The organism is Clostridium uliginosum, assembly GCF_900112485.1.
Lineage (GTDB): Bacteria > Bacillota > Clostridia > Clostridiales > Clostridiaceae > Clostridium > Clostridium uliginosum.
Map to the genome: position 1 here is coordinate 35,756 of NZ_FOMG01000004.1, position 25,243 is coordinate 60,998.

The following is a 25,243-nucleotide window of genomic DNA, read 5'->3' on the forward strand; positions in this document are numbered from 1 at the left end:
TATACAAAAGTTTACATCACTATATAATTATAATTTAACAAAATAGAAGGCTGGAAGCTAGATTTAATCTAGTTTTCAGCCTTTTAAAATTTCATCTCCTATCTAGCATTCGTAACACTTCTACTGCTGCAAGTTTGAGACTAGGTACTCCTTGAGTGTATAACGGATGCGCACTCCTGGATAACGATTTCTTAGTTTATAACTTGATCTATCAAATAAAAAGAAATTACAAGTTTTTTAAATTCACTTTATAAGTGTGTTTGTCTTTAAAATTCATTATATTATGCCTTCTATAGAGGTATCTTTAAGCAATTTTTTAATGATTGTTTCTGCTGGTAATGGTCGTCCACTATTTAATGCTTTTACTGCATTAGCTATAACTCTTATATCATATTGTGATGGATGAATTTCAGGTACTTTTTTATTAAGGTTAAGTACTTTATAGGTAGCCATAATTGCAGAACGTATAGAATATTCAACAGTAAAAACGCAGTCACCAGGAATTTCTGCAAACTGACCTAAAAATGCTAAGTTTTGTGATCCTTCCGGAACAACATCTGGACGATCGCCTTTGACTCTTGGCATAAATTGTGCAGTTATATATGGCATCATAGCAGAAATGACTTTATCTGTTTTCAAAATTTCAGGTATATCTTTTTCAAGTCCTAAATGATATAGAAGCTCTTTAAGAAGTTCTTCACTTGTACATTCTGTCATTTTCTTTTTAATATAGTTTCCTTCCTTATCTAAAAGTAAGCCATATGCCCATAGAACAATAACGTCATCTGGTTGATCTGGAAAGTGTGGTTGACGATTACCTGTAATACTTAACAACCAATTAGAGTCTGTAATGGTGATGACACCACCTGTAACAGTTTTTCCTGAGTGAGGCTCATTTCCACTTAATTCACGAATCTTATCTACAAGTTTAGAATCTTTACATGTTATTGTGAATGATTCCCACTTCGAACGTTCTACATCACCACAAAAAACTTCAGGTTTCCCGAATGCTGGATCTTTTTCTGATATATTTTTCCAAAGGTTCCAAACTCCACCCAAATCTTTTCTCAATTTAGGAACTGTTTTGTTATCAGCATACTCAGAGCATTCTGTCATAGATCCATTTGTGACCATAACAATATCTGTAGGCTCGACATTAATTATTTCTTTTTTATTATCATGTATAATATGGATACCTGTAACAGTTTTTTCTTTATCTTTAATATCAATATCTAAATCAACTACTTGTGTACCATAAGCAAATTGAACATTATTATCTTTTAAATATTTGCAAAGTGGTAAAATAAATGAATCATATTGATTGTATTTAGGGAAAATAAGTCCTTTCATTTTATTAAAACCTGGAAGTAAATGAATAAAACGATGCATATAACGTTTCATTTCTACAACACCATGCCAAGTCTCGAAAGCAAACATAGATCTCCAAAAAGACCAGAAATTTGTTTCAAAAAAACTTTGATCAAAAAATTGCTCTACAGTAGTATTTCCAAGTGCATCTTCTGTTGCAAGAAACAACTCTGTTATTCTTTTCACATTTGTTGGGCTAAGTTCCATAGAATCAGAATTCTTTTTTTCACCACAGTTGTGAATCAATCTACATTTTGATATATTTGGATCATTATCATTAAGTTCTTTAAATTCATCCAAAATTGAATAACCCGGATTTTCTAATGATGGAATGTCTGCGAACAGATCCCATGTACATTCATAATGTTCTTCCATTTCTCTACCACCACGAATGATGTAACCTGTTTCTGCATTTCCAGCACCATCCATTGCGCCACCTTCTATATTTAATTCCTCAAAAATCGTAATGTTTTTTCCATCCATATGCCCATCACGAAGTAAATAAAAAGCAGCTGACAATGAGGCAATTCCCCCTCCTACCAAATATGCTTTTCGCTCTTTGATATTTTTTTGAGGTATAGTATTATTTCTTTGATAATTTCCCATAATTCATCATCCTTTCTTCTGTCTTGCGACTTCTTATTTACATTATATGTGTGGAATGCTATTATTATAATATCCAAGAATTCCCTTTTGAGACATACTGTCTCACCTAATGTATTTTGTGTCTTATTAAGTGATTCTTAGGTTGTGGTGGAAGTTTGCTTATGATGAATATTCTTGTTCACCTGAGCCTTAGAAAAATTTATCCAGGAGCCTGCAACCGTTATCCCCAACTTGTAAAAATAGGAGTGTTACGGATGCTAGCTATCATATAAAATAAGAAGGGAGAAATTATGTCAAGTCCAGCAATTTCAAAAATGACCAAAGAACTTTTTGCAACGTCTCTAAAAAAATATATGAAAAGAAAGCCTCTTAATAAAATTACTATTCAAGAAATTGCACAAGATTGTGGACTTAATCGTCGTACTTTTTATAGGCACTTCAAAGATATTTATGATTTAGTAGAGTGGATTTATCAAACTGAAATTGAAAATCAAATTAGTCAATATATAGATTTTCCTCATTGGAGAGATGCTCTTTTGGATCTTTTCAATTATTTTCTTTCCAATAAAGAAATCAGTCATTTTATCGTTAAAGTTTCAGACCATAAATATCTTGAACAATTTCTTTATGGTGCCATGATTAAATTCATACAACCTGTTATTGAAAAAGAATCGTACACTTTAACATTATCCCAACATAAAAAGGATTTTTTATCTAATTTTTATGCACTTAGTTTTATCTCTATCCTCATCCAATGGATTGATCTAGGAATGGAAGATACTCCTGATGAAATCGTTAAGAATATTTCATTGATTTTAAAAGGTAGTATTAGTCGTATTTTAGAGCCTTATTAAAGCTTATAACATAGTTTTATTAGTCTTTCAAACTTTAAAAACTCTATAGTTTAATATGTAAAAAAATAGACTAGGAAGTCCTAGACTATTTAGTTATTTATATTCAATATTATTGTATTTAGTAATTTTTGTTTTCCTTAATATTCAACCACATTTTATTAATCTAGATTTATCCATATTATTTGTTATTTTCTCATCTTCATCATTTATGGCTTAATAGTTAGAGAAGTTTAAATAATCTTCAATTCCATAAGATAGTCCATTTTGTACGCTTACATATATTATTGCCTTTTCTATCGATTTTGTTTTCTATATAATATTATTAATTTTATATATGAGACTTGTTCGATTGTTAACTTGCATCTTTTTAAATATATTCTCCATATGTGTTTTTACAGTATGGCAACTTATAAATAACCTTTGTGAGATTTCTTTGTTGCTCAAACCTTTGAAAACAAGATTTATAACTTCCATTTCTCTATTAGTTAAATTATAATTAAAAACAATTCTATCAAAGGTTTTATCATCATTTGATACTTCTTTAGTTATATAAACATACATAAGTGATTCTAAGCCAGTAAAAGCATCTGACACTATGGATGAAACTATCTTAAAGCTGTAACTATTCATAGTAGTATATAGAAAAGATGAAGAATCCTCTTTTTTAAATTGACATTCCAAAAATACTTTATCTATTACATGTTGAATGGGGTTTAAACATGTTTTATCGCTTAGTATATCTAAACAAAAATCTGTAGCAATATTATTAGAATAAATTATAGAATAGCTATTATTTAAAACAGCTATTCCTATAGGAGCCTCTAATGTCATATCTTTTAAAAATTCTTGTTCATATGATACTTTATTTAGTTGAATATAATTATTAAAAGCATTAGAAATAAATCCACTAAGTTTTTCTAAAATCAAAATATCCTTTGATGTAAAATTTCCTAAATCCTTAGGATTAAAAACACCTATTCCTCCTAGCAAATCCTTTCCTCTCCTTAAAGGCATTGCAATTTCATAATACAAATTATCCAAACACAAAAAATCTCTATAATACTCAGTATTCTAAAATTGGTTGTATGGCATTATGTCTGTTATTGATATAACATTTTTTTGAAATATTAGGTTAGGTTCTTTTACTGGATGAAAAATATCTGTACTGTGGTAATAGTTTAGATAGTTTTTAGTTAAGGTAGGATTTATGTTAGTAGATACTGGATTTGTAAAACTTCCCTTTTCATCGGCTAAAAAGAATGTTAGATGATTATACCCAAAAAAATCAGAAAGATTCATAAGTATTGTACTTCTAAAATTAGTTCGTATGTTTTGAACTTGAGTTGCAAATTCAAATATTTTTTCATAGTCTTCTTTGTTAAGCTGCGACTTAATCATGAAACTATCATTCCCTTCATTTTGTTCTAATGCTATGTATATTTAAAAGTTACTTAAGTATATGAAATACACTAACAAGTCAGTATGACACAAAATAGACTAGCTGACTTACTTGTTATTTTTTTTGAATATCCCTTATTATTATATATCAAATTATATTTATACGATAGAAAATAGGTAAAAAGTATTAGATGTTTTAATAAACTTCACCCATTTTACCCATAGATATTAATTATAGAATTTGCAATAATTTAATTAGAGACTGAAGAAAGGATGTGCAATAATGTATAAAAATATGGAAGGTCAAATTGCAGTTATAACAGGCGGGGGTTCAGGTATAGGACGTGATATCTGTATAGAATTTGCTAAATGTGGTGTTAAAGTTATGGTTACTGGAAGAAGAGAATCTAACATCAACGAAACAAAAAAGTTAATTGAGGATTTAAATGGATATGCCGAAACCTATAAAATGGATGTTTCTAATAAAGAAAATGTAGAGAGTGTATTTGAAGAAATATATAATAAACATGGTAAAATTGATATTCTTATAAATAATGCAGGACTTTCAACACCTCCTACATTTTGCACTAACATGTCAGACAGTGATTGGGATGGGCTTATAAAGACTCATCTATATGGAGCTTTTTATTGTTCAAGAGCATGTTCTAAATTTATGAAAAATAATAACTATGGAAGAATTGTAAATATGTCATCCATTGCAGGTGTATTTGGTTTTGTAGGAAATATTAATTATTCTACTGCTAAAACAGCACTAGTTGGTTTTACTTATTCATTAGCTAAGGAGCTAGGACAATATGGAATAACAGTGAATGCAATCCAACCTGGAATTATAAGAACTTCTATGACTGAAAGAGCATTGGATGCTTTGGAAGTAAAATTTGCTAATGAAACACCTTTAAAAAGAATTGGCGAGCCAAAAGATATTGCTTCAGCAGCTTCATTCTTCTGTAGTCCTAATTCAGGATTTATTACAGGTGTGATAATGAGAGTTGATGGAGGATATATTCTAAATTCAGGAATGGATCTTCTTATGATGCAAACGTGCTCTGGTGAACAAGAATAAGACAAAGAGTCTCGTCATTTGACCTGATTCCAGTTTCTATTATTATTTTCCAGCCTACACAAAAGCACGACCAACAATAATATTGATTTGATATATCAAATCAACTCATAATAAAATAAGCTAGAGTGTCTAAAACTCTAGCTTATTTTATTTGTAATGGGACTAAAATTCGTATCCATATTCCTTAAGTTTATCCCTACATACATTCATATCTTCCTCAGTAAATAGTTCTTTATATTTATCATTTAGCACTAGTGCTTCTACTGACAAATCTAACCTATGACATTCCCATAACCTAACAAAACCATCTGTTCCTCCATTCTTACTTATAAGCTTCTTTGCAGTCTTTAATCCACCTTGATTAAGTAACATTTCTCTAAGTCTTGTTGGCTTATAATTACATTGAATCTCTGCTTCTTTATATATTCTAAGCATATCATTGTATAAATCTAATTCTAATTGACTCATAAATCCCCATCCCTTATAAACTTATTTATAACATCTCATGAACTATTGATATTATATGTGAACTATTATTTAAGTCTTATGCCTTTTTCCTTATTTATATATCTAATAGCTTTATATTAATAGCTTTATATTAATAGCATGAGAATATTCTTCTATTTTTAGTGGTTATTATATCAATTTTACCATATTATGTAATTATATGTAAAGTTTTAAACACTTATTGTTGAATACATAAAAAAATAGACTAAGAATTCTAACCTATTTAGTTATAGCTTCATCTAGCAGCATAAGAATTGTAATATTCGCCCATTATACTTACAGATTTAATTGCCATTCCATTATCTAAAACTAAAATAAATATTTCTTCAAATGATTCACACTCATTGTCCTTAAACTCATACGCCTTATATATATTAATCAATTTATTAATTCCTTGTTCTGTCTTACAAAACTCATCAAATTCACTGCTCTTTTCATATAAAGTTAATGCTGTCTGAATAATATTCATATATTTTTCTTCAATAAAAACTACTTTTTTTACATCTTTATTTTCCTCTTTAAATTTCTTCAGCCTCTCATCACTTATATTTTTTAACAATACTTTTTTGTTCTTTGTATGGCTCTCCTTTACTAGTTTAGGTCTCTCATGATACTTTTTGTACCACTCCTTTGAACTAACTATACCATTCTTATTGTATAAGTCTTTAAGTAATTCTAGTTCATTCTTATTTACCTCAATAAACCTATATCCTGGAACATTTATTCCAAACTCCTTTAAAATATGATACTTACCATCTATATACTTTGCTAATATCCAATTACTTTGTATTACTTCTTCTGTGTGAGCTAAAAGACAATGCTTACTTCCGTGAGTTACAAAATTCCAATGATCTGATATCCTTAAGCTTCCTTCTGGTTTATAGTCCCAAGTAATTCCAGGTACATTATAATAAGTTGAGCTATATGGGCTTTTATTAATATACCCAAACTTATTAATTTCCTCTAATACTTCCTTTGGTGTTATCTTCGCTCTTTGTGGTAATAATATTTTCTTCATAGCTATTCTCCTAACTACTTTAAGCATATTAAGACAAAATATACGTTGCATCTTTGACTTGTTATTTTCTTTAATATGCCTTATGTGAATAGTATGTGTATTTAAAACATAAAATTACTCTATTAAATTTTTTCTAGTTTTATATAATACAAAAGAGACTTGTGATATCAAGCCTCTTTAACTATTTTTTATATTTTTACTTTTTAATATTACCTTACTGTATATCTAATAACTTAATTGTATTCTTTCTTTAATCACTCTTATATCTGCTTTTTCTTCTTCACTTAAATTTGAAATAACTTTATTAAGTTGATTATGCCAGTCTTTTTCCTCTTCTTTTTCTAAACTTAAATCAGATAGATATTTTGATAAAAGAATAATCTCCATTTTGGATAAGTTTCTAAAGTACTTATTATATTCATCTTCAAATAAACATTCAGCATCTAACATATCCCTCAAATCTTCTAAACTATTAATATTATTTTGAATTAATATTATTTTCTCTTCAATTGTAGAACATTCTCTAATTTTCTCAGTTAATTTTCTAAATACAGAGTTACTTAATTTCTCTTTGTCTATATATTCAATTATTTCATTATTCTTATTCTCATTAAAAGATAAAAAGACAGTTTCTAATTTATTTAGTTTAATGCTTTCATATATTAAAGAAGTTATTTTCATTGTAGCCTTATTAATATAATCTACTAATGTTTTATTTTTAACCTCTAAAATTTCACAGCAGATTTTTGAATAGTTTAATAATTCTCCTTGTAATTCCTCTAACGATAATTTTCTAAGATTATTTTTTATCTGTTGTCTATCAATACTATTAATATTAAGATTTGTAGAAGATTTACCACAAATCATTGAACCTAATGAATTAATCAATACTAGCTCAAATATATTAATTAGTAATACTTCATTTTCCTTATCATAACCATTTAATAATTCCTTTATTTCAGTAGCATAGAAGTTCTGACAAAACTTATTTTCTATGGTCAATATCTCTAAGTAATTGTATATATACTCAACACCTGTATAGTTCATATTATCAATACAAAGTTGATAATCTATTGATCCTGGTGTTTCGTGAGCTGAAAAAAAATCATCATATTCCTTAAAGAATAATAAAATTCCATAATCTATAGTATCGTTGTATGAATAATTATTAACATTAAGCTTATTTTCTTGAATTCCTTCTAATAGTTTTTTACTATCTAATATTTTTTTCTTTATTAAATCATGACCATCTTTAAACATATCAAATAAACTTCTAGTTTTTAAACCTTCAATTATCATATCTATGTTTTCTAAAGATTTCAAATAAATTCCTATTGTATAATCAATACTTTGTAAAATGTTTTCAGCTAATTCTACCATAACTGAACTACTTTCATCTTTTGTATAATATTTCAATTGTGTCCTTAATACTTCCACTCTTTCATATGATAGTTTTTTTAAAAACTTATCATCTAAAAGTTTTTCTTCATAGGAATATTCCAAAATATCTTTTAAAAACCTATCCTCACTAAAGTTTACTTTTGAAATAGATTTATATTTTTCAATAGATTTATCATCACTCATATACTATCAATCCTTTTCATTATCAAGATTCATATAATCTTTAACGCCATTTCTTATATTATCAGCAATTTTATATAACACTTTTCCTTCTAGTAGCTCCAATGATCCCTGGCAATAGTTATCGAAGAACTCCTTCATTATTTCTATTAATTCATCATCACTTATATAGTCTAATGTCTCATTTTTATAATTATAAAAAATCTCTACAAGTTCGTTTACTGTATCACTGTAATTGTATTGTGATATAAATGGTGAATCACAAAAGCTCATTATAATTTTATTTATTATTTCACCATTAAACTCTATTCTTCCACTTTTGTTTAGTGCTACTTTTCTTGTATTGATAAGTTCTTTTATGTCTTCTTCACATAACTTTAATCCATATTCACTTGCATATTCATTACACTTTAATACATCATTAAATATTTGCTTTTCTGGTAGATTATCTTCAAATAACATTATAGAATTTTTCATTTTTAAACTTCCCTTCAAAAAAGTATTGACTTTTAGTTTTCAATGTGTTATACTTAAATTATACATGTTAATATAAGTATATTGTATCATTGGCAAGTACTATTGTCAATGTGTTTTACTTTTGGAAGTATCTTGTTTTTTGAAGATACTTTTTTATTTGGAAAATAAAAAATCCACAATTTAATGTGAATTTATTAATAGAGGCCAAGATTGACCTTTAAAATAGAAAAAGGAATACTTAAAGCTTTTATATTGCTTTAAATATTCCTTTTCTTTATTTCACAGGTTCTATCTTTATATTTTTGTTCCTTTTGTAATACCATATGAGATAAAGTAATATAAAAATCCTGTTCTTTTTTTGTTTTTTAATACTTTTTTAAATAACTTTTAAATCGTAATATGAGTATTTTAGAAATATTCTTCTTTTATTTTTATATCTGTAAATAATACTTTATAGCCGTTATTAATAGGACTACAACAATATATCCCACATTTAACCGTTTTTTCTTCATTATGAAGATGGCAAATTCTTAGCTGCCTCCATCCTCTATTTAAAACATTAACCTCTACTTTATAGTCTTTCCCTTCTCTACTAATTCTAAATTCAGCCTCATTTACTTGTGTATTTAATTCTTCAGTAGACCAGTCTGAATATCCTAAATTTGTCACAACAGCACCTAACTTTGGGGCATTACCTAATTCATATTCAATAGAAGTTTTTAGCCAATTATCCTCATCTATTCTTACTACTAATCCACATTGGTCAAATTGATGAACTGGATCAAACTTAATCTTTGTTGTCATTATAAAATCTTTTTCTGTTTCCATGTATAACATATGGGCATTATCATTTCTAAAACCATAATGAGTTCTTTGCCAAAAATCCGTTATTTTATCAGTTTCTACATAAACTCCATTTTTTCTAAGTTCCCATATTGATGGTTCATATAGCCATTTCATCTTTTTTACTGATGCAGTGTCATTTAATAAGTCAACAAAAACTTCTGGCTGATTTTCTAATACTTTATCATTTTTGATTATCATATCTGCCTTACTTTTGGGATTATCTATTGAAAAATGTTGTCTTTGAAGCCACATAAAATAATCTTCATATAATTCCTTTTTGTCTTCACTACTTCTTTGTATTGATGATGTAAAAGTACAATCTAACCATATCTTTATATCAAAATTAATTTTTACAGTATTCTTAAATATTAATAACCCTTCAACTATAATTATATCATTGCATTTACAAGCTTCTTCAATTTCACTTTTTACATTACAAAAATCATAGGCATTTTCATAATAAAACTTAGATGGATTCTTATCCTTAAAAGACTCTTTAAATACATCTTTATTTTCATCTAACGATATTAAATAAACATTATAACTAGATTCATAGAATTCCTTTAGCCTATTAGCAAAAGTAGTTTTACCACTTAAACTTATTCCACTTATTCCAATTATTACTTTACCATTTTCTTTTATATTCTTATTTATCAAAGAATATAAATCTTCGTTTAAGATCTTCTCTTTTTCATTAATCATAATATCTCCTCAATTTTGTACTTTTATTTATATAAAAATTTCTATTTATATTATATTTAATAAACTATATATAAACTTACACTAATTTGATAATAAATAACACAAAATTGACTTTACTCTATAACTAATATAACAGTTTTTGTTTATATAATATAGAGTAAATCATCTTAGTTAATATTTCTAAGTATTTTTTTGAAATTATCTTTACCTATTTTTTCTATGCTTCTTCCTTCATCTCTAAATTGTCTGTTTAAACAACAAGATGATAGCTTAATTATAGATGTGCATATTGGAGTATTTATATCTAACATTTCTCCTAATGATTCCATTAAAACTAATCCTTCAGGAACATCTTCTGTTATATATCTTGAATCTGATTTTTCTGGTCCTGAAGCAGAATGATTATTAGCATAATCAAAAAATACTTCTTCTGCACCTCTATCATCATTTGAATTTCTATATTTGCAAGCTTCTGGATAAGAAACTGGGTCACAACCTAATGCTTTCATTATTTTGATTTTTTCTTTATCTAAGCCGTTAACTAAATTCCATACAGATGGAGTAAACACCTCTTTATACATCCAGTAATTTTTTCCATGAGTATACTCAATTCTCGGTATACTCATAAATGCACCTATAGTATGCACTATTAAATTTGGATTGTGTAAAGCTGCTTCAACTATGTTCTTATTCTTTACAAAATTATATCCTAATAAGCCTAAAACTTTAAATGCTCTATCTTCTCTTTCTTTTGGGTATATACCTATTGGATTTCTTACATTTTCAAATAATACTTTTACTTTTCCAGGTTCAATAATACGACAATCAAGTGGTGAACTCTGAGCTTCTGCAAACGTTAACTTTTGGCAATTGCAATATTTTAGAAAATATAACGTTGCCAAATATCCTGGCTCTATAAGTATTATCTGATTACTTAAATATGGAGCCATTTTTTTAATTACTTCTTCTTGAAAATTAGTCTGCACATATAAAATTATTAGTTCTGCATCTTGTAATGCAGCCTTAAAATCTGTTGTAACCAGTGATAGCTTAGCCTTCTGGACATTATTATTTCTATCAATAGCTACCTCATAATTATTTTTTATAATAAAATCATAATTTTTGTTATGAATTTTATTTGATGTTTTTAGCAGTGTAACTTCATGTCCTTTCAATGCTAAATCCGCTCCTACAGTAGTTCCTCCATTACCAGCTCCTACTATGGAAATTCTCATATTTACTCCCCCTTGTATTAGGTAATTATAAAAGATTATTACATAATCTTTCACTTTAAACCTTTACTTTTTATATAAAAACTCATTTCTTTCAAAATGTTGTGAATTTAAAGTTACAAACCCAAACTATAAACCAAACATCTAAGAAAAGAATGAATACTTACCATGATTAATTTTAAACTGTAACATTTAAGTAATTTTTCTACTGAAATATTATCTTCTTTTTTAGTGACTTTAATTATGACGCCTTAAATATATAATATATAATACCGTTTTATATATATATATATTATACCATATAATATATATTTTTGACCTAAATATACATATAATTCCAATAAATTTAGAAATAACCTTAACTTTATAATAAAAAATCAAAGCATCAGTTACCAAAATAGTATTTAATGCTTTGATTTTAATTTTTAATTTTTAATTATTTATATCGTTAATATGAAATATTGATTATTTAAAGAATAAAAGATGTTTAATGGGACAGTAGATAGTTTTATATAAACAAACTATCTACTGTCCCACTTATTATTATTATATAACTTTTTTATTGGACAATTTTTACTACTCAGTATATATAAATATAGCTTCAATATCTGCAGTTATTTTATTTTCTCCAGCTTCAATAGGTGTAGATTCACTTACTGATTTAAGAGTCATTACCGTTAATGGAGTTATGGTACCCTTATCCATCTCATGTATTTGTATTGGTATAATATTTAATTTCACTTTAAGTTTATTAGCTATAATACTAGCCTTATCTTGAGCATCTTCAACAGCCAACCTTAATGCTTCGTAATAATACTTTGTTTGATCTGAAACAATAAAACTAATACCACTTACAGTATTAGCACCATTTTTTACTGCAATGTCAATTATTTCATCTGCAGAATTAATATTTTTAATAAGAACTTTTAAATAATTACTTACTTCATAATCTCTAAAAACTTGTTTTCCATCAATATAATCATAATTAGGTCTAATATTATAATTTTGAGTTTGTATATATTTAGGCAATACTCCCATTCCCATTATACTATTTATAACTTGCTGAGTTACCTTAGCATTTTCTTCTTGTGCTACTTTTAATTGTGTATTTTCTGTTATAACACCAATTACCACCTCTGCTGCATCTGGTGTTACACTTACTGTACCTTTTCCAAAAACTTTAAGTCTATTACCACATTTAGTGCTGGCATAATCATCTAAGCTATAATTATTACTATCTACTAATCGATACATGATTTTCATCCTTTCAAAATAATTAGGCATATGAAAGAAAATATGCCTCACTACTCCATAATATGATTACTTTTGCTAAATGTCTCCAAGTTATAATATAATCTATCCATCCCTATTTAATCTTGAGTAACTTTATAAAATTTGAGTTAAGTAAAAATATCACGCCAGTTATATTAGATCTTGGAGGTAAAAGTCCTTGCATTATTGATAAAAATATTAATTTAGCCTCAAACATAACATTTCCTTATCAACCCTATAAAGAAAAAAATTAAGATTTTTAAAGAAATTTATGAAATAGATTATACAAATAAGAAGAACTTCCTCTATTATTTAGATACATTATTATTCACTTATAAAATAAAATTTCTTGAATAATTCTATAATTTCAACTCAAACTAATCTATATAAGTTAGGCACATTCAAAAAAATGATAGACTAGTATGCGTATCTATTTTGTGTCATACTACGTATCTTTTGTATATTATTTTCTTTCATGTGCCTTAAGGGAGAGTAGATAATATGTTTATAGATAGAGAAGATGCAGGAGAAAAGCTTTCTATAGAACTTGAGAAATTTAAAGATGAAAATCCTATTGTTCTTGCTATCCCTAGAGGTGGAATAGTAACAGCTTATGAAACTATTAAAAAATTTAGATTCGAGTGGGATTTAATTATTCCAAGAAAAATTGGTTCACCTCATAATAAAGAAATTGCCATTGGTGCAGTATCTTTAGATGGAACATATCTTTTAAATGAAGAATTTATAGATATGCTAAATATATCGGAGGAATATATAAAAAAAGAAGTATTTGAACAAACAGAGGAAATTAAAAGAAGATTAAATAAATATAAAGGAAATGAAAATTTTCCACATGTAAAGAATAAAACAGTAATAATTATTGATGATGGAATTGCAACTGGTTTTACGATACAAGCTGCTATAAAGTCAATTAAAAAACATGATGCAAAAAAAATCATCTTAGCCGTACCAGTAGCACCACAGGATACAATTTCTCTATTAGAAAAAATTGTAGATGAAGTTATATGTCTATTTATACCTAATGAATTTTATGCTGTTGGTTCATATTACAAAAGTTTTGAACAAACTACTGATGAGGAAGTCTTTAATATAGTACGTGAATTAAAGAAGACATAGGCTTATCTATCGTATCTATATAAATTAATAAATCTAAATTTCCAAAAAGAAATGTATGCTAAAAACTAAGCATACATTTCTTTTATTTATTACATATTAACTTTTTATATTCTTATTGTGTTGAAGCTGCATATGGAATATAGTCTTCATTTTCAATGTTACTTGGCTCTACCCCTAAAACATTTCTTATATTATAATCATTTAATTCATACATTTCTGTATAAGTTAAGTTATTATTAACGCTACTTATGTAATCATTATATTTTTCTTTTGATACAGATTTATCATTTATAAGATACTGTACTTGTGATAAATCTTCCTCTGCATGTCTTCCTAAATCATCATCTGAATTAAATGATTTTACATATTCATCACCTTGAATCTTCCAGCCAATAAGCATTGAATGTCCCATGTGAGAAAAGCTTGTTACAATGGTATTATCACTATCAAGATAACCTCTATATCCTCCATGACTTGTATTTATATCTCTTTTTCTTATTTTATTACTGTCTGAATCATAAGAAATTACTGATAATGTTATACCTGCTAATCCAGCATTTCCTTCATGATATAACAACATTTCAGAAATACCATCCTTATTTACATCTAAAATTAAAAATCTAATGTAATCTGGTGATTTATCATACTCTGCATTTTTAATAAGCCAATTTCTATTCTTAAGTAACTTTGCATATACTTCTTTTTCACCATGATATACGGGTGTTTTTTTAGACTCTGTGCTTTTAGATGTTATCTCTTCACTAGTATTATCTTGTAATGTTTCATTTTTATTATTTTCTACAACATTAGTTGAAGTTACGATTTTAGAATGTTTTACATATGCAAAACCACCTCCGCCTAATGCAATGATCAATACAGCAACTATTACAATAGCTAGTACATTTTTATTCTTTTTAGATTTGTATACTTCTATATTTTTATCCTGATTAATTGAACTATTAGCATCGTTATTATCTATTTTTATTCCACAATTTTCACAATAAGATACCCCTTCTTTAATTTCTTTACCACACTGTGTACAATACATTATTATTCCTCCTAATAAACTATAATCATATTTTACATAATTATTGTTTATATGGCAACAATTGTGTTAATGTAATACTAAATAGACTTAAACTGATTTGATTTACAACCTCTTATTGCATTTAACACTGCTAGTCTATAACTATTATTTTATCTAAATATTCTCCATAGCCTTCCTCTTCCATTTTATCCTTTGGAATAAACCTTAACGAAGCAGAATTTATACAATATCTAAGACCACCAAGCTCTTTGGGTCCATCATTAAATACATGACCAAGATGTGAATTACTATTTTTACTTCTTACCTCTGTTCTTATCATGCCATGACTGTAATCTTGAATTTCTTTTACATAACCATTATTTATTGGTTTTGAAAAAGCTGGCCATCCACATCCTGAGTTAAATTTATCCTTAGAAGAAAAAATAGGCTTCCCACTTACAATATCTACATATATTCCATCTTCATAATTATCATTATACTCATTTCTAAAAGGCGATTCTGTGGCATTTTCTTGAGTAACAGCATACTGAATATCAGTTAACCTCTCTTTTAATTTTCTTTTTTCATCTTCACTTTTCCTTAAATTATTTTCAACATAAGTTTCTCTCCCTGAACCTCTATAATAAAGCTTATATCTTAAAGGTTTTTTCTTATAATAGTCTTGATGATACTCCTCTGCTGGATAAAAAATTTCAGCTTTTATTACCTTAGTAGCAATAGCTTTATCATAAACACCACTATCTTCTAATGTTTTTATATATTCTTCAGCAATTTTTTTCTGCTCATCATCATGATAAAATACTGCTGTCTTGTAGCTATGTCCTCTATCATTAAACTGACCACCTTCATCAGTAGGATCAATGCTCATGAAGAAAGCTTCCACAAGTTCTATATAATTTATTATATCTTCATCATAAGTTATTTCTACCGACTCATAATGGCCTGTATCCATGCTACATACTTGTTCATATGTTGGATTTATTATATTTCCACCAGTATATCCTACAACTACTTTTAATACACCAGCATATTTATTAAAAGGTTTAACCATACACCAAAAGCATCCACCTGCAAATGTTGCTACTTTAATTGAACTCATTTTATTGCCTCCTCTTGCTATAATGATAATATCTATTATTTTCTTTCATGTGTCTTAGTTATAATAACTTATTATACACAATTCTCTATTATAATAACCTCATATCTGTTATATCAATTAAACTTTAAAATCTCTATCATCCACTATTTTACTTCTTAATCTTTTACCTCTATATTGCCTAAAATCTAAATGTTTCATGTATTAATAGACCTGTTTTTTTCATGAATATTAGAAATTTCATCCTATAAATTTAATGTTAGCTATAAAGAAATTAATAATCCTAAAATAACTTCTATAGACTAAGTAAGTTCTTCCCTATTATCTATTTTTAAATAATGTTTTTAATTAACTGTATTAACAATTCATATAAATTAATATTTTTACTATGTATACCTAAAAAGATCGACTCACAAATTTTGTTCATGAGTCGATCTCAAATTTATTTCTTTCTAAAATTACTTCATTGATTCGATAATGCTGTTAGTAAGATCATCCATTGAATTCGCCTCATCTTCTTTCATGACTGAGTTCAATGATATCTCATTATCTAAAATAGTCATTTCTTTCATCTCATCCAAAAGTTTATGCATCAATTTGCCAGATTGAGGAGCCCATGATCCATTTTCTATGAGAGCAAAAGTACGTTTTTGAAGATTTAATGCCTTCATATCCATTATATAACTCAACATTGGAGGATAAATATTTAAATTGTATGTTACACAAGCAAGAACTACATGACTATATTTGAATGTCTCAGAAATCAAATGTGAAACATGAGTTTTTGAAACGTCATACATGACTACATTTGTCATTCCCTTTTCCACTAGTCTTGTTGCTAAATCATTAGCAGCAGCCTCCGTATTACCATACATTGTTCCATAAACAATCATTACCCCTTTTTCTTCTGGCTCATAACGACTCCACTTATCATACTTGTCTAGTAAGTACGCTAAATCATTACGCCATACTGGACCATGCAACGGACAAATAAGCTTTATATCCAAACCGCCAGCTTTTTTCAATAGTGACTGAACATGAGTACCATACTTTCCTACAATGTTTGTATAGTATCTTCTAGCTTCATCAATCCAATCTCGTTCAAAGTTAACCTCGTCATTAAACAGCTTACCATCCAAAGCGCCAAAAGTTCCAAAAGCGTCAGCAGAAAATAGTGCCCCATTAGTAGCATCATATGTTACCATAGCTTCTGGCCAATGTACCATTGGAGCAGCCACAAACATGACATTATGTTTTCCAAATGACATTTTATTTCCTTCTTTGACTTCTATTACTTTACCATCAATATTAAAACCAAACTGACGCATAAACATAGATGCTTTTTCTGTACATACAATCTTTACCTTTGGATAACGAAGAATAATTTCTTCAATGCACGCTGCATGATCTGGCTCCACATGATTGATCACCATATAATCTAAAGATTTCTCGCCCAAAACCGCTTTAATATTCTCGAGGAACTGACGACAAATTGACCAATCCACAGTATCAAAGAGTACAGTTTTCTCATCTAAAAGTAGATAAGAATTATAGGAAACGCCTCGTGAAATGGGATGAATATTTTCAAAAAGAGCAAGGCGACGATCATTTCCACCAACCCAATAAAGATCTTCTGTTATTTTTCTAACACAATACATTAATTTAATTCTCCTTTACACTAAATACATTTTATACTATTTACTTAATTGTATATATTATACTTCTATAAACATATTTTTTTCTTCACCACAAGCAGGGCAAGTCCACTCTTCTGGTACATTTTCAAAAAGTGTTCCTGGAAGTACTTCGCCTTCAGGGTCACCAATGCTAGGATTATAATCGTACCCACATCCGTTACAGACATAATGTTTCCAAGTTGGAACAGACTTCTTTGGAATTGATCTCTTCATCTTTTTCATTGGAGGCGCCTCCTTCTTAGGTTCTCCATTATCTAAAGCTGCAGTAAGTAATGGCAAGATTTCCTTTAAATCTCCAACAATCCCGTAATCTGCATTCTTGAAAATTTTTGCATTAGGATTAATATTTATAGCAACAATTGTAGCAGCATCTTTTATGCCTTTTAAATGTTGACCGGCACCTGAAATACCACAAGCAATATACAGATTTCCCTTGAATTTTTGACCAGACATACCAACATAACGATTTAGTGGTAAATACTTAAGTGTTTCAGCTACTGGACGTGAAGAACCTATAGCTGCACCTACTTGTGCTGACAGATCTTCTATAAGTTTCATATTTTCTTTTTCCCCTATGCCTAAGCCTACGCTGACTACTCTTTCAGCCTTACTGATAGAAGTATCTATAGGGATTCCAACTGTAAAATCATAACCTTCTGCTTTAAGAGCTTCCACAAGATCATTAACTCTCTCTTTTGGAGTTCCTTTCTTGAAAATCATTTTTTTACGATAACCTGTCTCAGGTTCATGTTGATAAACTTTACCTGGACGTTCTGCCTTTGGCATTTTACCTATTATTTGAGAAGAAATAACAAGACGCTGAATCTCATTTGTTCCTTCATATATTGTACAAATCTTAGCATCTCTGTAAGCACGCTCAACTTCCATACCTTTAAGATAGCCGCTTCCTCCAAATATTTGAAGTGCATCATTTACAATTTCAAGGCAAACGTCAGAAGCGTATTGTTTTGCCATTGCTGCTTCCATGATGTATCTCTCATGATTTCCTTTCAATTCTGCTGCACTGTAAACAAGTAATCTGGCTGCCCTAAGCTTTGTGGCCATATCAGCCAATTTAAAAGCAATAATCTGTTGCTGACAGATAGGTTTGCCAAATTGTACTCTTTCTTTTGAATACTCCAGCGCATGCTCATAAGCTCCTTGTGCAATACCAAGTGCCTGAGCTGCAATACCAATACGTCCACCATCCAATGTAGACATAGCAATCTTAAAACCTTCACCATCTTTACCAAGCAAATTTTCTTTAGGAACTTTTACATCGTTGAAAATCAGCTCTGCAGTAGCAGAAGAGCGAATACCCATCTTGTCGTAATGTTTGCCAAAGCTAAAGCCTTCCCAACCCTTCTCTACAATAAATGCACTTATACCGCGAATGCCTATATTAGGTGTAGTAACTGCAAAAACCACATAAATATCAGCCTTGCCTGCATTAGTTATGAATATCTTTTCTCCATTTAAAATATAATAATCGCCTTCTAAGACAGCAGTAGTTTCTGTACCTCCCGCATCACTACCAGCGTTTTCCTCTGTAAGACCGAAAGCACCAATTTTTTCTCCTTTAGCTAAAGGAATTAAATATTTCTTTTTTTGTTCTTCTGTACCATAGGCAGCAATTGGATATGAACCCAAAGATGTATGAGCGGAAAGAATTACGCCTGTACCACCATCCACTCTTGATAATTCCTCAACGGCAATTGCATAACTGATTATATCTAGACCTGCTCCTCCATACTTTTTCGAATATGGGATCCCCATCATTCCCATATCAGCTAATTTATGAATTGCTTCTGATGGGAATTTATTTTCCTGATCTAGCATAAATGCAATAGGTTTAACTTCTTCTTCAGCAAATTCTCTGATTTTCATCCTCAAATTTTCATGTTGTACCATAGTCTTAAAAAACATATATTTCCCTCCTTTTAATTAATACATTATAATAAATCCGCTTCCGTAAAATCTGTAAAACCACAACCTGAACTGTTCTAAGCAAAATTTCTTAAACTCAGATGATTCATTTGCTTGCCTTTTTTACCTTTGGAAGCCATGTAATAAATATATACTTATATATATTTACATATATTAAAATTTATTTATTAAATGTATATATTAACCTTATGAATATATTATATTACTTAAAAGTTTTTATTACAACCTCATTCTTTATTTAATAATAATTATTATTAAATATTTTTTTATTCTCTTTAATTTTTTACCTAATCGTATTTAATATATTTTAAATATATTAATTAGAATTTCACATAAAAAATGGGCTGTCTCAGAATTATCAAGTGAAGTAATAACAAAGAAATACATCATATCATTAAATCATTTGTATTATGAGACAACCCTTCATGGTGGTGGCGAAGCATGACCTTTAAAATCCAACAGTTTTTAATTCTCCACCTATTCCACTACCCAAGCTTTAGTTTCTATTAGTATATATGTACCTTTAACTTTAGGATATCTTATTTTTTACAAGTTCCTTTAATTCATCTCTACTAACTATCATTAATTTTTCTAAGGCACAGACCCCTTTGTGAGTCTTACGAACTTCCTAATTATGATATATGCTTTATAAATTAGTTTTTGATTAAAATTTATAATTTTTTTAAAGCAAAAAGCACTTACCTAAATAAGTGCTCCCATATTATCATATTTACTATATATTTCTATTCCATATTTATCTATTTGTTTTTTTATCTCTAAATTCAGAGAATCCATAAATAAAATATCTGAAGAGTATATTCCAATAATTTCATTTATATGATCCACTATTTTACTTCTTGATCTTTTAGTACAATCTATACATAAAGCAATATCTGAATTTATTTTAGCATTACCTTTAGCTCTTGATCCAAATAAAATAATTCTGTTTATATCTTTATTTTCATTAAAATACTTCAAAAGATTCTCGTATACTTTTTCATTTATTCCATACATATTTATCACATCACTTCTTTGGATATATTTAACAATAGCTTTTCTATAGCATCAATGTACTCTTTAATAATTTTATTTTTGATTTCTTCATATTCTTCCTCATTATATATGTGAGTTGTAGTATTTCTTGATAATAAAATATCATTCCAAGTATCAATATTATCTATCCATCCCTCTTTAAATGCTTGTTTATAACACCCTTTTGGATTATTTATTTCAAGACCCGAATCCTTAAATATTTTAGATAATAATTTCCAAGTTAAATCTTCTAAAGTTTCATACTTTTTTATTATTGAATCTCTGTATACTTCCTTTGTAATATCATCTGGATTTTCAATTGTATTAAAATTATCTCTAATATTCTTTAAATGCATTAACATTCTATAAACATAATTATATGTTAAGTTAATTGACTCTCCATACTTGTTTAATATTCCACTCATACTACCTCTCCTTGTCCTAATTGTTTATTCTTATATTAATTGTACCTATTATTTGATATTAATTCAATCTTTAACCTTATTTAATGATTCTATTATACTGTTACATTGATTATTTAATATATAAGTTAATTTACCATATAACAAATCTTCATTTACAGATATTAATTTAATTTTTTCTAAAACTGATTTTATAAAGCTTATCATCCATTTTGATTTTTTTCCATTCATAATCTAATCTTAAACATTTATACAAGTTATTATGAATTTTAGGTCTAAATTACCACTGATATATCCCTTGCATCGAAAATTTAAATATGTTATTATAATCTCACAACAAAGAACAACTGTTTTACAAATAGTTTTCTTTATACTTTCTGGAATATTCGCTGGCTCTTATTTTGAACCTACATTTAAATTTTGGGAGTTCAATATTTAGATAAGGAAATGTACTTTCAAGTGAGTCCTTTTACGGCATTGAAGGCGATTGAAATATCTGTGAGAGCACCCACCTATCGAGGGATAGGTGTCAAAATCAGAGTATCGGTATTTTGGATATCATAATTAGAAATTTCAAGCCAATGCTTAGTATTATTAAGCATTGGCTTTTAAACTTAAGTAAAATAAAGAAATTTATATAATCTTATTTATATTCTTCTAATGTCTGTAATATAATCTCAGTATCGAATGGTTTCTTAATGTAGCTCTTAGCTCCCAGTTCTATACATTCATCTTTAAAATTTTCGTATCCCGATGCTGATACAATAATTACAACTGCTTTAGGATTAATATTCATTATATCAGTTAATGTATCAATACCATCACTGCTAACCTCGGAAATATTTAAATCTAAAGTTACAATATCTGGCTTTTCAGTCTTAAACTTTTCTATTGCATCCTCTTTAGTTGATGCCTCAAATATCATATACGAACCTCCTTTTTCAATAATCTTTCTTAAAAACATTCGCATATATGATGAATCATCAACTATTAATACCTTTTTCATATTTAAAACTCCTTTATATCTTTGGTTTTTCAAAATTTAATTACTGATTTTTAAAGTCCCTAATGAAACAATTTTTTTTATTTGAATGAAAATTCTAGCACATTCATCTATTTCTTTTTTCGTAGCTTTTTCTTCAAGCTTTATTGCTAATTCATAAATAGAAGTTATTCTTAAAGTTCCAGCGGAACCTTTTAACTCGTGAATCAACTTTGCCATTTTCTCAAAATCATTGTTCTCAATAGCATCGTTAATACCTGTCAATAAATCAGGTAGATATTTTATATAGTCTTCAAATATTTCTTTTGCATCATCTTTTTCAAGTCCTGTTATTTTAATAAAGTGATCAATATTATTATCTATTATACTACTATGCTCAGCCACAAGCTCTCTCTTTTTAGTATTCGCTTCTATCATGCTAAACATAATATCAAAATTAATAGGCTTACTAATATAATCATCCATTCCAGCTTCAATACACTTTGTGCTGTCACCCTGCATCGCATTAGCAGTCACTGCAATAATTGTAGTATGCTTTTTATCTCCTTCAAGCAACCTTATTTTAGATGTACTTTCATAACCATCCATTACTGGCATCTGGCAATCCATAAAAACAATATCATAATCTTTTTCTGACACTGCTTTTAATGCTTCACCACCATCTAACGCCACATCACAAGTCATATCACGGAATTTAAGCATACTTATAACAATTTTACGATTGATTTCATTGTCTTCAACCAATAAAATCCTCGGTTTTAATCCATTCTTAACTTCTTTAACCATATGTTTCGTTACAACTTGATGTTCTTCTTCATCTTCTTTTTTCAAACCCAATACCATAGCAATACAACTGAGTAAATCATCTTTTCTGACAGGCTTAGACAAATACCCTGAAAAGCCATATTCTTTTGCAACCTTAGCATCTCCCTTTTGAATTACTGAAGTTAGAAGTATTAGTTTAATATCCTTTGCAAGAGGTATTGTTTTTAATGCAGTTGCAAGTTCATAACCACTCATGCCCGGCATTTGATAGTCTATGACAGCAATATTTATTTTGTTTTTTGTACTTGAATTTGAAATAATTGTGGTAATCGCATTGCCAGCATCCTTGGCTTCAAATACCTTCACTCCGGTTCCTTGAAAATACGAACTAACAATTTCCCTATTATTCGTATTATCATCAACAATCAGAATATTCACATCATCAAACTTTTCAAATGCAAATTTCTGTTCTGATACTCTTTTTGCTATCTGCAATCTCACATCAAATTTGAATGTCGAACCTTCCCCAAGTATACTTTCAACACAAATTTCACCGCCCATCATTTTCACCAATTCATTAGATATCGCAAGTCCAAGCCCTGTTCCTCCATACTTTCTAGTTGTAGAGGCATCTGCCTGATTAAAAGATTGAAAAAGCTTATGAATATCCTCTGTACGAATTCCAATTCCAGTATCCTTTACTTCAAAGTTAAGCACGGCTATTTCATTCTCTTCCTCTAAATAATCAACTGTAACAGAAATCTCACCACTTTCGGTAAATTTCACTGCATTACTTATAAGATTGTTTAATATCTGCCTTAGCCTTGATGGATCACCAATAACCTCTTCAGGAACTCCTGCTTTAATTATGACATAAAGTTCAAGTCCTTTTTCTGAAGCCTTAGGGGCAAGGAGTGAAACAGCATCTTCAATAGTATTTCTTAAGTTAAACCTAATCTTTTCCATGGTTAGCTTTCTAGCTTCAATCTTTGAAAAGTCCAATATATCATTAATAATATGTAGTAATACCTCTGAAGCAGATTTTGCTTCACGTATAAATTCTTTTTGTTCTAAAGACAGATTAGATGATTGTAACAACTCAAGAAATCCAAATATTCCATTCATTGGTGTTCTTATTTCATGAGACATATTTGCAAGGAACTGACTTTTTGCGATATTTGCTGCTTCTGCTTGCTCTTTCGCCTTGTACAGCTCAGTTTCCGCAAGCCGCTGCTCTGTAATATCCTCAGCAGTGCAAATAATAAACTTAATATTACCTAATTCATCCCTCTGAGGCTTACTTTTAATTTGAAGTAGCCTATTTTCACCTCTCCAATTCTTAATCTCAAGTTCTTTTTCTGCAGGCTCATTCCTTTGAAATAAATCCCAATTATTTTCAGACAACTTATTTGCAGTGTCTATATCAAATATATCATATAAATCCTGATATTCTAGATCTTTTTTCTTCTTTCCGAAAAACTTTGCATGAGCTTCATTAACAGTTGCATAAGAAGTAACATTCCTTAAAGCCCAAATCTGTGATTCAGAATTATTAAGTAAAATTGCTTGCCCATTAAGCGCTCTTTCATATGCTTTTTCCTTTGTAATCCTTGCTCTTATATATGAAAAAGCCCTTGAAATGTCTCTTAATATTTTGATTTGATCATCTTCCCATGTCATAGGCTTTGACAAACTTTCATAGCCAATGAACCCAATTGAATTATTTTCATTTTTTAATGGAATTGTAAGAGAAGCTTTTATTCCTTCTGTGCAAAAAACTTCTGCTTCAAATATTGCTTCAGCAGGAAGTTCCTCCATATTATTTATTGCCACAAAATCATTATTCTTAATCTCACGTATGAGCCATGGAAGAGCATAAACTACCTCTTCCTGCTGTATTTCTCTTTTGGGTCTTATATCTTTCTTATTCCATTGACATTCTATTTGCATAAAAGTAGGATCTTCAGAAAAATAATAGATATAAATTCTATCCAAATCAAAAAATAAACCAATTTCTTTCAATGATTTTTTTAACTCAATCTGATAATTAATACTATCTACATCTAAAAATTTCTGAAAAGTATTATTAATTAGTTTCAGACAATCATTTGAATACCTAGTGCTTGTACACTTGTCTCCATCACTCATAAA

The 25,243-nt window shown here is 28.6% G+C and carries 22 protein-coding genes and 1 other RNA gene; 4 read left to right on the plus strand and 19 right to left on the minus strand.

Features of this window, described 5'->3' with window-relative positions:
* Positions 1 to 276: 276 nt before the first annotated feature.
* A complete protein-coding gene (locus tag BM027_RS04050; protein WP_090088995.1) occupies positions 277 to 1,974 on the minus strand; it encodes an oleate hydratase in 1,698 nt (565 codons plus the stop codon).
* 290 nt (positions 1,975 to 2,264) lie between these two features.
* On the opposite strand from BM027_RS04050, the gene BM027_RS04055 reads away from it, so the two are divergent.
* Complete coding sequence (locus BM027_RS04055) at positions 2,265 to 2,828, plus strand: TetR/AcrR family transcriptional regulator C-terminal domain-containing protein (protein ID WP_090088997.1); 564 nt, start codon at positions 2,265 to 2,267, stop codon at positions 2,826 to 2,828.
* A gap of 309 nt (positions 2,829 to 3,137) precedes the next feature.
* On the opposite strand, the gene BM027_RS04060 is transcribed toward BM027_RS04055, so the two are convergent.
* The gene (locus BM027_RS04060) at positions 3,138 to 3,869 is read right to left on the minus strand and encodes a response regulator transcription factor (protein WP_090088998.1); all 732 of its coding nucleotides are present in this window, start codon (positions 3,867 to 3,869) and stop codon (positions 3,138 to 3,140) included.
* Positions 3,870 to 3,899: 30 nt separating this feature from the next.
* Positions 3,900 to 4,226, minus strand: coding sequence for a hypothetical protein (locus BM027_RS04065; RefSeq protein WP_090089000.1), 327 nt, complete (start codon positions 4,224 to 4,226; stop codon positions 3,900 to 3,902).
* Between the two features lie 283 nt (positions 4,227 to 4,509).
* On the opposite strand from BM027_RS04065, the gene BM027_RS04070 reads away from it, so the two are divergent.
* Positions 4,510 to 5,310, plus strand: a complete 801-nt coding sequence (locus tag BM027_RS04070) for an SDR family NAD(P)-dependent oxidoreductase (protein ID WP_090089002.1) — start codon at positions 4,510 to 4,512, stop codon at positions 5,308 to 5,310.
* Between the two features lie 162 nt (positions 5,311 to 5,472).
* Here the strand turns inward: BM027_RS04070 and BM027_RS04075 are convergent, their stop codons facing one another.
* The 7 genes from BM027_RS04075 to BM027_RS04105 all read right to left on the minus strand — a co-directional run bounded on the left by BM027_RS04075 (position 5,473) and on the right by BM027_RS04105 (position 12,927).
* A complete protein-coding gene (locus BM027_RS04075; protein ID WP_090089004.1) occupies positions 5,473 to 5,778 on the minus strand; it encodes a hypothetical protein in 306 nt (101 codons plus the stop codon).
* A 274-nt stretch (positions 5,779 to 6,052) separates the two neighbouring features.
* A complete protein-coding gene (locus BM027_RS04080) occupies positions 6,053 to 6,835 on the minus strand; it encodes a hypothetical protein (RefSeq protein ID WP_090089006.1) in 783 nt (260 codons plus the stop codon).
* 225 nt (positions 6,836 to 7,060) lie between these two features.
* Positions 7,061 to 8,419, minus strand: coding sequence for a DUF6179 domain-containing protein (locus BM027_RS04085; RefSeq protein WP_090089009.1), 1,359 nt, complete (start codon positions 8,417 to 8,419; stop codon positions 7,061 to 7,063).
* A gap of 6 nt (positions 8,420 to 8,425) precedes the next feature.
* A complete protein-coding gene (locus BM027_RS04090) occupies positions 8,426 to 8,893 on the minus strand; it encodes a DUF6323 family protein (RefSeq protein ID WP_090089011.1) in 468 nt (155 codons plus the stop codon).
* A gap of 408 nt (positions 8,894 to 9,301) precedes the next feature.
* The gene (locus tag BM027_RS04095) at positions 9,302 to 10,441 is read right to left on the minus strand and encodes a DUF1349 domain-containing protein (RefSeq protein WP_090089013.1); all 1,140 of its coding nucleotides are present in this window, start codon (positions 10,439 to 10,441) and stop codon (positions 9,302 to 9,304) included.
* A 167-nt stretch (positions 10,442 to 10,608) separates the two neighbouring features.
* Positions 10,609 to 11,676 (minus strand): NAD/NADP octopine/nopaline dehydrogenase family protein, encoded by a 1,068-nt coding sequence (locus tag BM027_RS04100; RefSeq protein WP_090089015.1) that lies wholly within the window; start codon positions 11,674 to 11,676, stop codon positions 10,609 to 10,611.
* Positions 11,677 to 12,249: 573 nt separating this feature from the next.
* A complete protein-coding gene (locus BM027_RS04105; protein WP_090089024.1) occupies positions 12,250 to 12,927 on the minus strand; it encodes an SIMPL domain-containing protein in 678 nt (225 codons plus the stop codon).
* Positions 12,928 to 13,446: 519 nt separating this feature from the next.
* Between BM027_RS04105 and BM027_RS04110 the strand changes: the two genes are divergently transcribed.
* Positions 13,447 to 14,082: a phosphoribosyltransferase gene (locus BM027_RS04110; RefSeq protein WP_090089026.1), complete on the plus strand. Its 636-nt coding sequence runs from the start codon at positions 13,447 to 13,449 to the stop codon at positions 14,080 to 14,082.
* 112 nt (positions 14,083 to 14,194) lie between these two features.
* Here the strand turns inward: BM027_RS04110 and BM027_RS04115 are convergent, their stop codons facing one another.
* The 7 genes from BM027_RS04115 to BM027_RS18165 all read right to left on the minus strand — a co-directional run bounded on the left by BM027_RS04115 (position 14,195) and on the right by BM027_RS18165 (position 21,555).
* Positions 14,195 to 15,130: a zinc-ribbon domain-containing protein gene (locus tag BM027_RS04115; protein ID WP_090089028.1), complete on the minus strand. Its 936-nt coding sequence runs from the start codon at positions 15,128 to 15,130 to the stop codon at positions 14,195 to 14,197.
* Between the two features lie 130 nt (positions 15,131 to 15,260).
* The gene (gene msrB / locus BM027_RS04120; RefSeq protein WP_090089030.1) at positions 15,261 to 16,229 is read right to left on the minus strand and encodes a peptide-methionine (R)-S-oxide reductase MsrB; all 969 of its coding nucleotides are present in this window, start codon (positions 16,227 to 16,229) and stop codon (positions 15,261 to 15,263) included.
* A 455-nt stretch (positions 16,230 to 16,684) separates the two neighbouring features.
* Entirely contained in the window at positions 16,685 to 17,884 is a 1,200-nt protein-coding gene (locus BM027_RS04125) for an FprA family A-type flavoprotein (RefSeq protein WP_090089032.1), read from the minus strand.
* 57 nt (positions 17,885 to 17,941) lie between these two features.
* Positions 17,942 to 19,849, minus strand: coding sequence for an acyl-CoA dehydrogenase family protein (locus BM027_RS04130; protein WP_090089034.1), 1,908 nt, complete (start codon positions 19,847 to 19,849; stop codon positions 17,942 to 17,944).
* A 723-nt stretch (positions 19,850 to 20,572) separates the two neighbouring features.
* Positions 20,573 to 20,884 (minus strand): nucleotidyltransferase domain-containing protein, encoded by a 312-nt coding sequence (locus BM027_RS04135; RefSeq protein ID WP_090089036.1) that lies wholly within the window; start codon positions 20,882 to 20,884, stop codon positions 20,573 to 20,575.
* A 5-nt stretch (positions 20,885 to 20,889) separates the two neighbouring features.
* Positions 20,890 to 21,327 (minus strand): HI0074 family nucleotidyltransferase substrate-binding subunit, encoded by a 438-nt coding sequence (locus BM027_RS04140; RefSeq protein ID WP_090089038.1) that lies wholly within the window; start codon positions 21,325 to 21,327, stop codon positions 20,890 to 20,892.
* Positions 21,328 to 21,390: 63 nt separating this feature from the next.
* Complete coding sequence (locus BM027_RS18165; RefSeq protein WP_175559935.1) at positions 21,391 to 21,555, minus strand: hypothetical protein; 165 nt, start codon at positions 21,553 to 21,555, stop codon at positions 21,391 to 21,393.
* Positions 21,556 to 21,695: 140 nt separating this feature from the next.
* Between BM027_RS18165 and ssrS the strand changes: the two genes are divergently transcribed.
* Positions 21,696 to 21,886: non-coding RNA, 6S RNA (gene ssrS, locus BM027_RS04145), on the plus strand.
* A gap of 81 nt (positions 21,887 to 21,967) precedes the next feature.
* On the opposite strand, the gene BM027_RS04150 is transcribed toward ssrS, so the two are convergent.
* Both BM027_RS04150 and BM027_RS04155 read right to left on the minus strand, forming a co-directional pair.
* Complete coding sequence (locus BM027_RS04150) at positions 21,968 to 22,330, minus strand: response regulator (protein WP_090089040.1); 363 nt, start codon at positions 22,328 to 22,330, stop codon at positions 21,968 to 21,970.
* A 36-nt stretch (positions 22,331 to 22,366) separates the two neighbouring features.
* Complete coding sequence (locus BM027_RS04155) at positions 22,367 to 25,240, minus strand: response regulator (protein WP_090089042.1); 2,874 nt, start codon at positions 25,238 to 25,240, stop codon at positions 22,367 to 22,369.
* Between the last annotated feature and the right edge of the window lie 3 nt (positions 25,241 to 25,243).

Excerpts from the sequence above, each read along its gene's own strand:
- BM027_RS04065 (WP_090089000.1), bottom strand. The coding sequence starts at position 4,226 with ATGATTAAGTCGCAGCTTAACAAAGAAGACTATGAAAAAATATTTGAA.
- BM027_RS04130 (WP_090089034.1), bottom strand. The coding sequence starts at position 19,849 with ATGTTTTTTAAGACTATGGTACAACATGAAAATTTGAGGATGAAAATC.
- BM027_RS04125 (WP_090089032.1), bottom strand. The coding sequence starts at position 17,884 with ATGTATTGTGTTAGAAAAATAACAGAAGATCTTTATTGGGTTGGTGGA.
- BM027_RS04085 (WP_090089009.1), bottom strand. The coding sequence starts at position 8,419 with ATGAGTGATGATAAATCTATTGAAAAATATAAATCTATTTCAAAAGTA.
- BM027_RS04050 (WP_090088995.1), bottom strand. The coding sequence starts at position 1,974 with ATGGGAAATTATCAAAGAAATAATACTATACCTCAAAAAAATATCAAA.
- BM027_RS04080 (WP_090089006.1), bottom strand. The coding sequence starts at position 6,835 with ATGAAGAAAATATTATTACCACAAAGAGCGAAGATAACACCAAAGGAA.
- BM027_RS04150 (WP_090089040.1), bottom strand. The coding sequence starts at position 22,330 with ATGAAAAAGGTATTAATAGTTGATGATTCATCATATATGCGAATGTTT.
- BM027_RS04090 (WP_090089011.1), bottom strand. The coding sequence starts at position 8,893 with ATGAAAAATTCTATAATGTTATTTGAAGATAATCTACCAGAAAAGCAA.
- BM027_RS04100 (WP_090089015.1), bottom strand. The coding sequence starts at position 11,676 with ATGAGAATTTCCATAGTAGGAGCTGGTAATGGAGGAACTACTGTAGGA.
- BM027_RS04070 (WP_090089002.1), top strand. The coding sequence starts at position 4,510 with ATGTATAAAAATATGGAAGGTCAAATTGCAGTTATAACAGGCGGGGGT.
- BM027_RS04140 (WP_090089038.1), bottom strand. The coding sequence starts at position 21,327 with ATGAGTGGAATATTAAACAAGTATGGAGAGTCAATTAACTTAACATAT.
- BM027_RS18165 (WP_175559935.1), bottom strand. The coding sequence starts at position 21,555 with ATGAATGGAAAAAAATCAAAATGGATGATAAGCTTTATAAAATCAGTT.
- BM027_RS04095 (WP_090089013.1), bottom strand. The coding sequence starts at position 10,441 with ATGATTAATGAAAAAGAGAAGATCTTAAACGAAGATTTATATTCTTTG.
- BM027_RS04105 (WP_090089024.1), bottom strand. The coding sequence starts at position 12,927 with ATGTATCGATTAGTAGATAGTAATAATTATAGCTTAGATGATTATGCC.
- BM027_RS04115 (WP_090089028.1), bottom strand. The coding sequence starts at position 15,130 with ATGTATTGTACACAGTGTGGTAAAGAAATTAAAGAAGGGGTATCTTAT.
- BM027_RS04135 (WP_090089036.1), bottom strand. The coding sequence starts at position 20,884 with ATGTATGGAATAAATGAAAAAGTATACGAGAATCTTTTGAAGTATTTT.
- BM027_RS04055 (WP_090088997.1), top strand. The coding sequence starts at position 2,265 with ATGTCAAGTCCAGCAATTTCAAAAATGACCAAAGAACTTTTTGCAACG.
- BM027_RS04110 (WP_090089026.1), top strand. The coding sequence starts at position 13,447 with ATGTTTATAGATAGAGAAGATGCAGGAGAAAAGCTTTCTATAGAACTT.
- BM027_RS04155 (WP_090089042.1), bottom strand. The coding sequence starts at position 25,240 with ATGAGTGATGGAGACAAGTGTACAAGCACTAGGTATTCAAATGATTGT.
- msrB (WP_090089030.1), bottom strand. The coding sequence starts at position 16,229 with ATGAGTTCAATTAAAGTAGCAACATTTGCAGGTGGATGCTTTTGGTGT.
- BM027_RS04075 (WP_090089004.1), bottom strand. The coding sequence starts at position 5,778 with ATGAGTCAATTAGAATTAGATTTATACAATGATATGCTTAGAATATAT.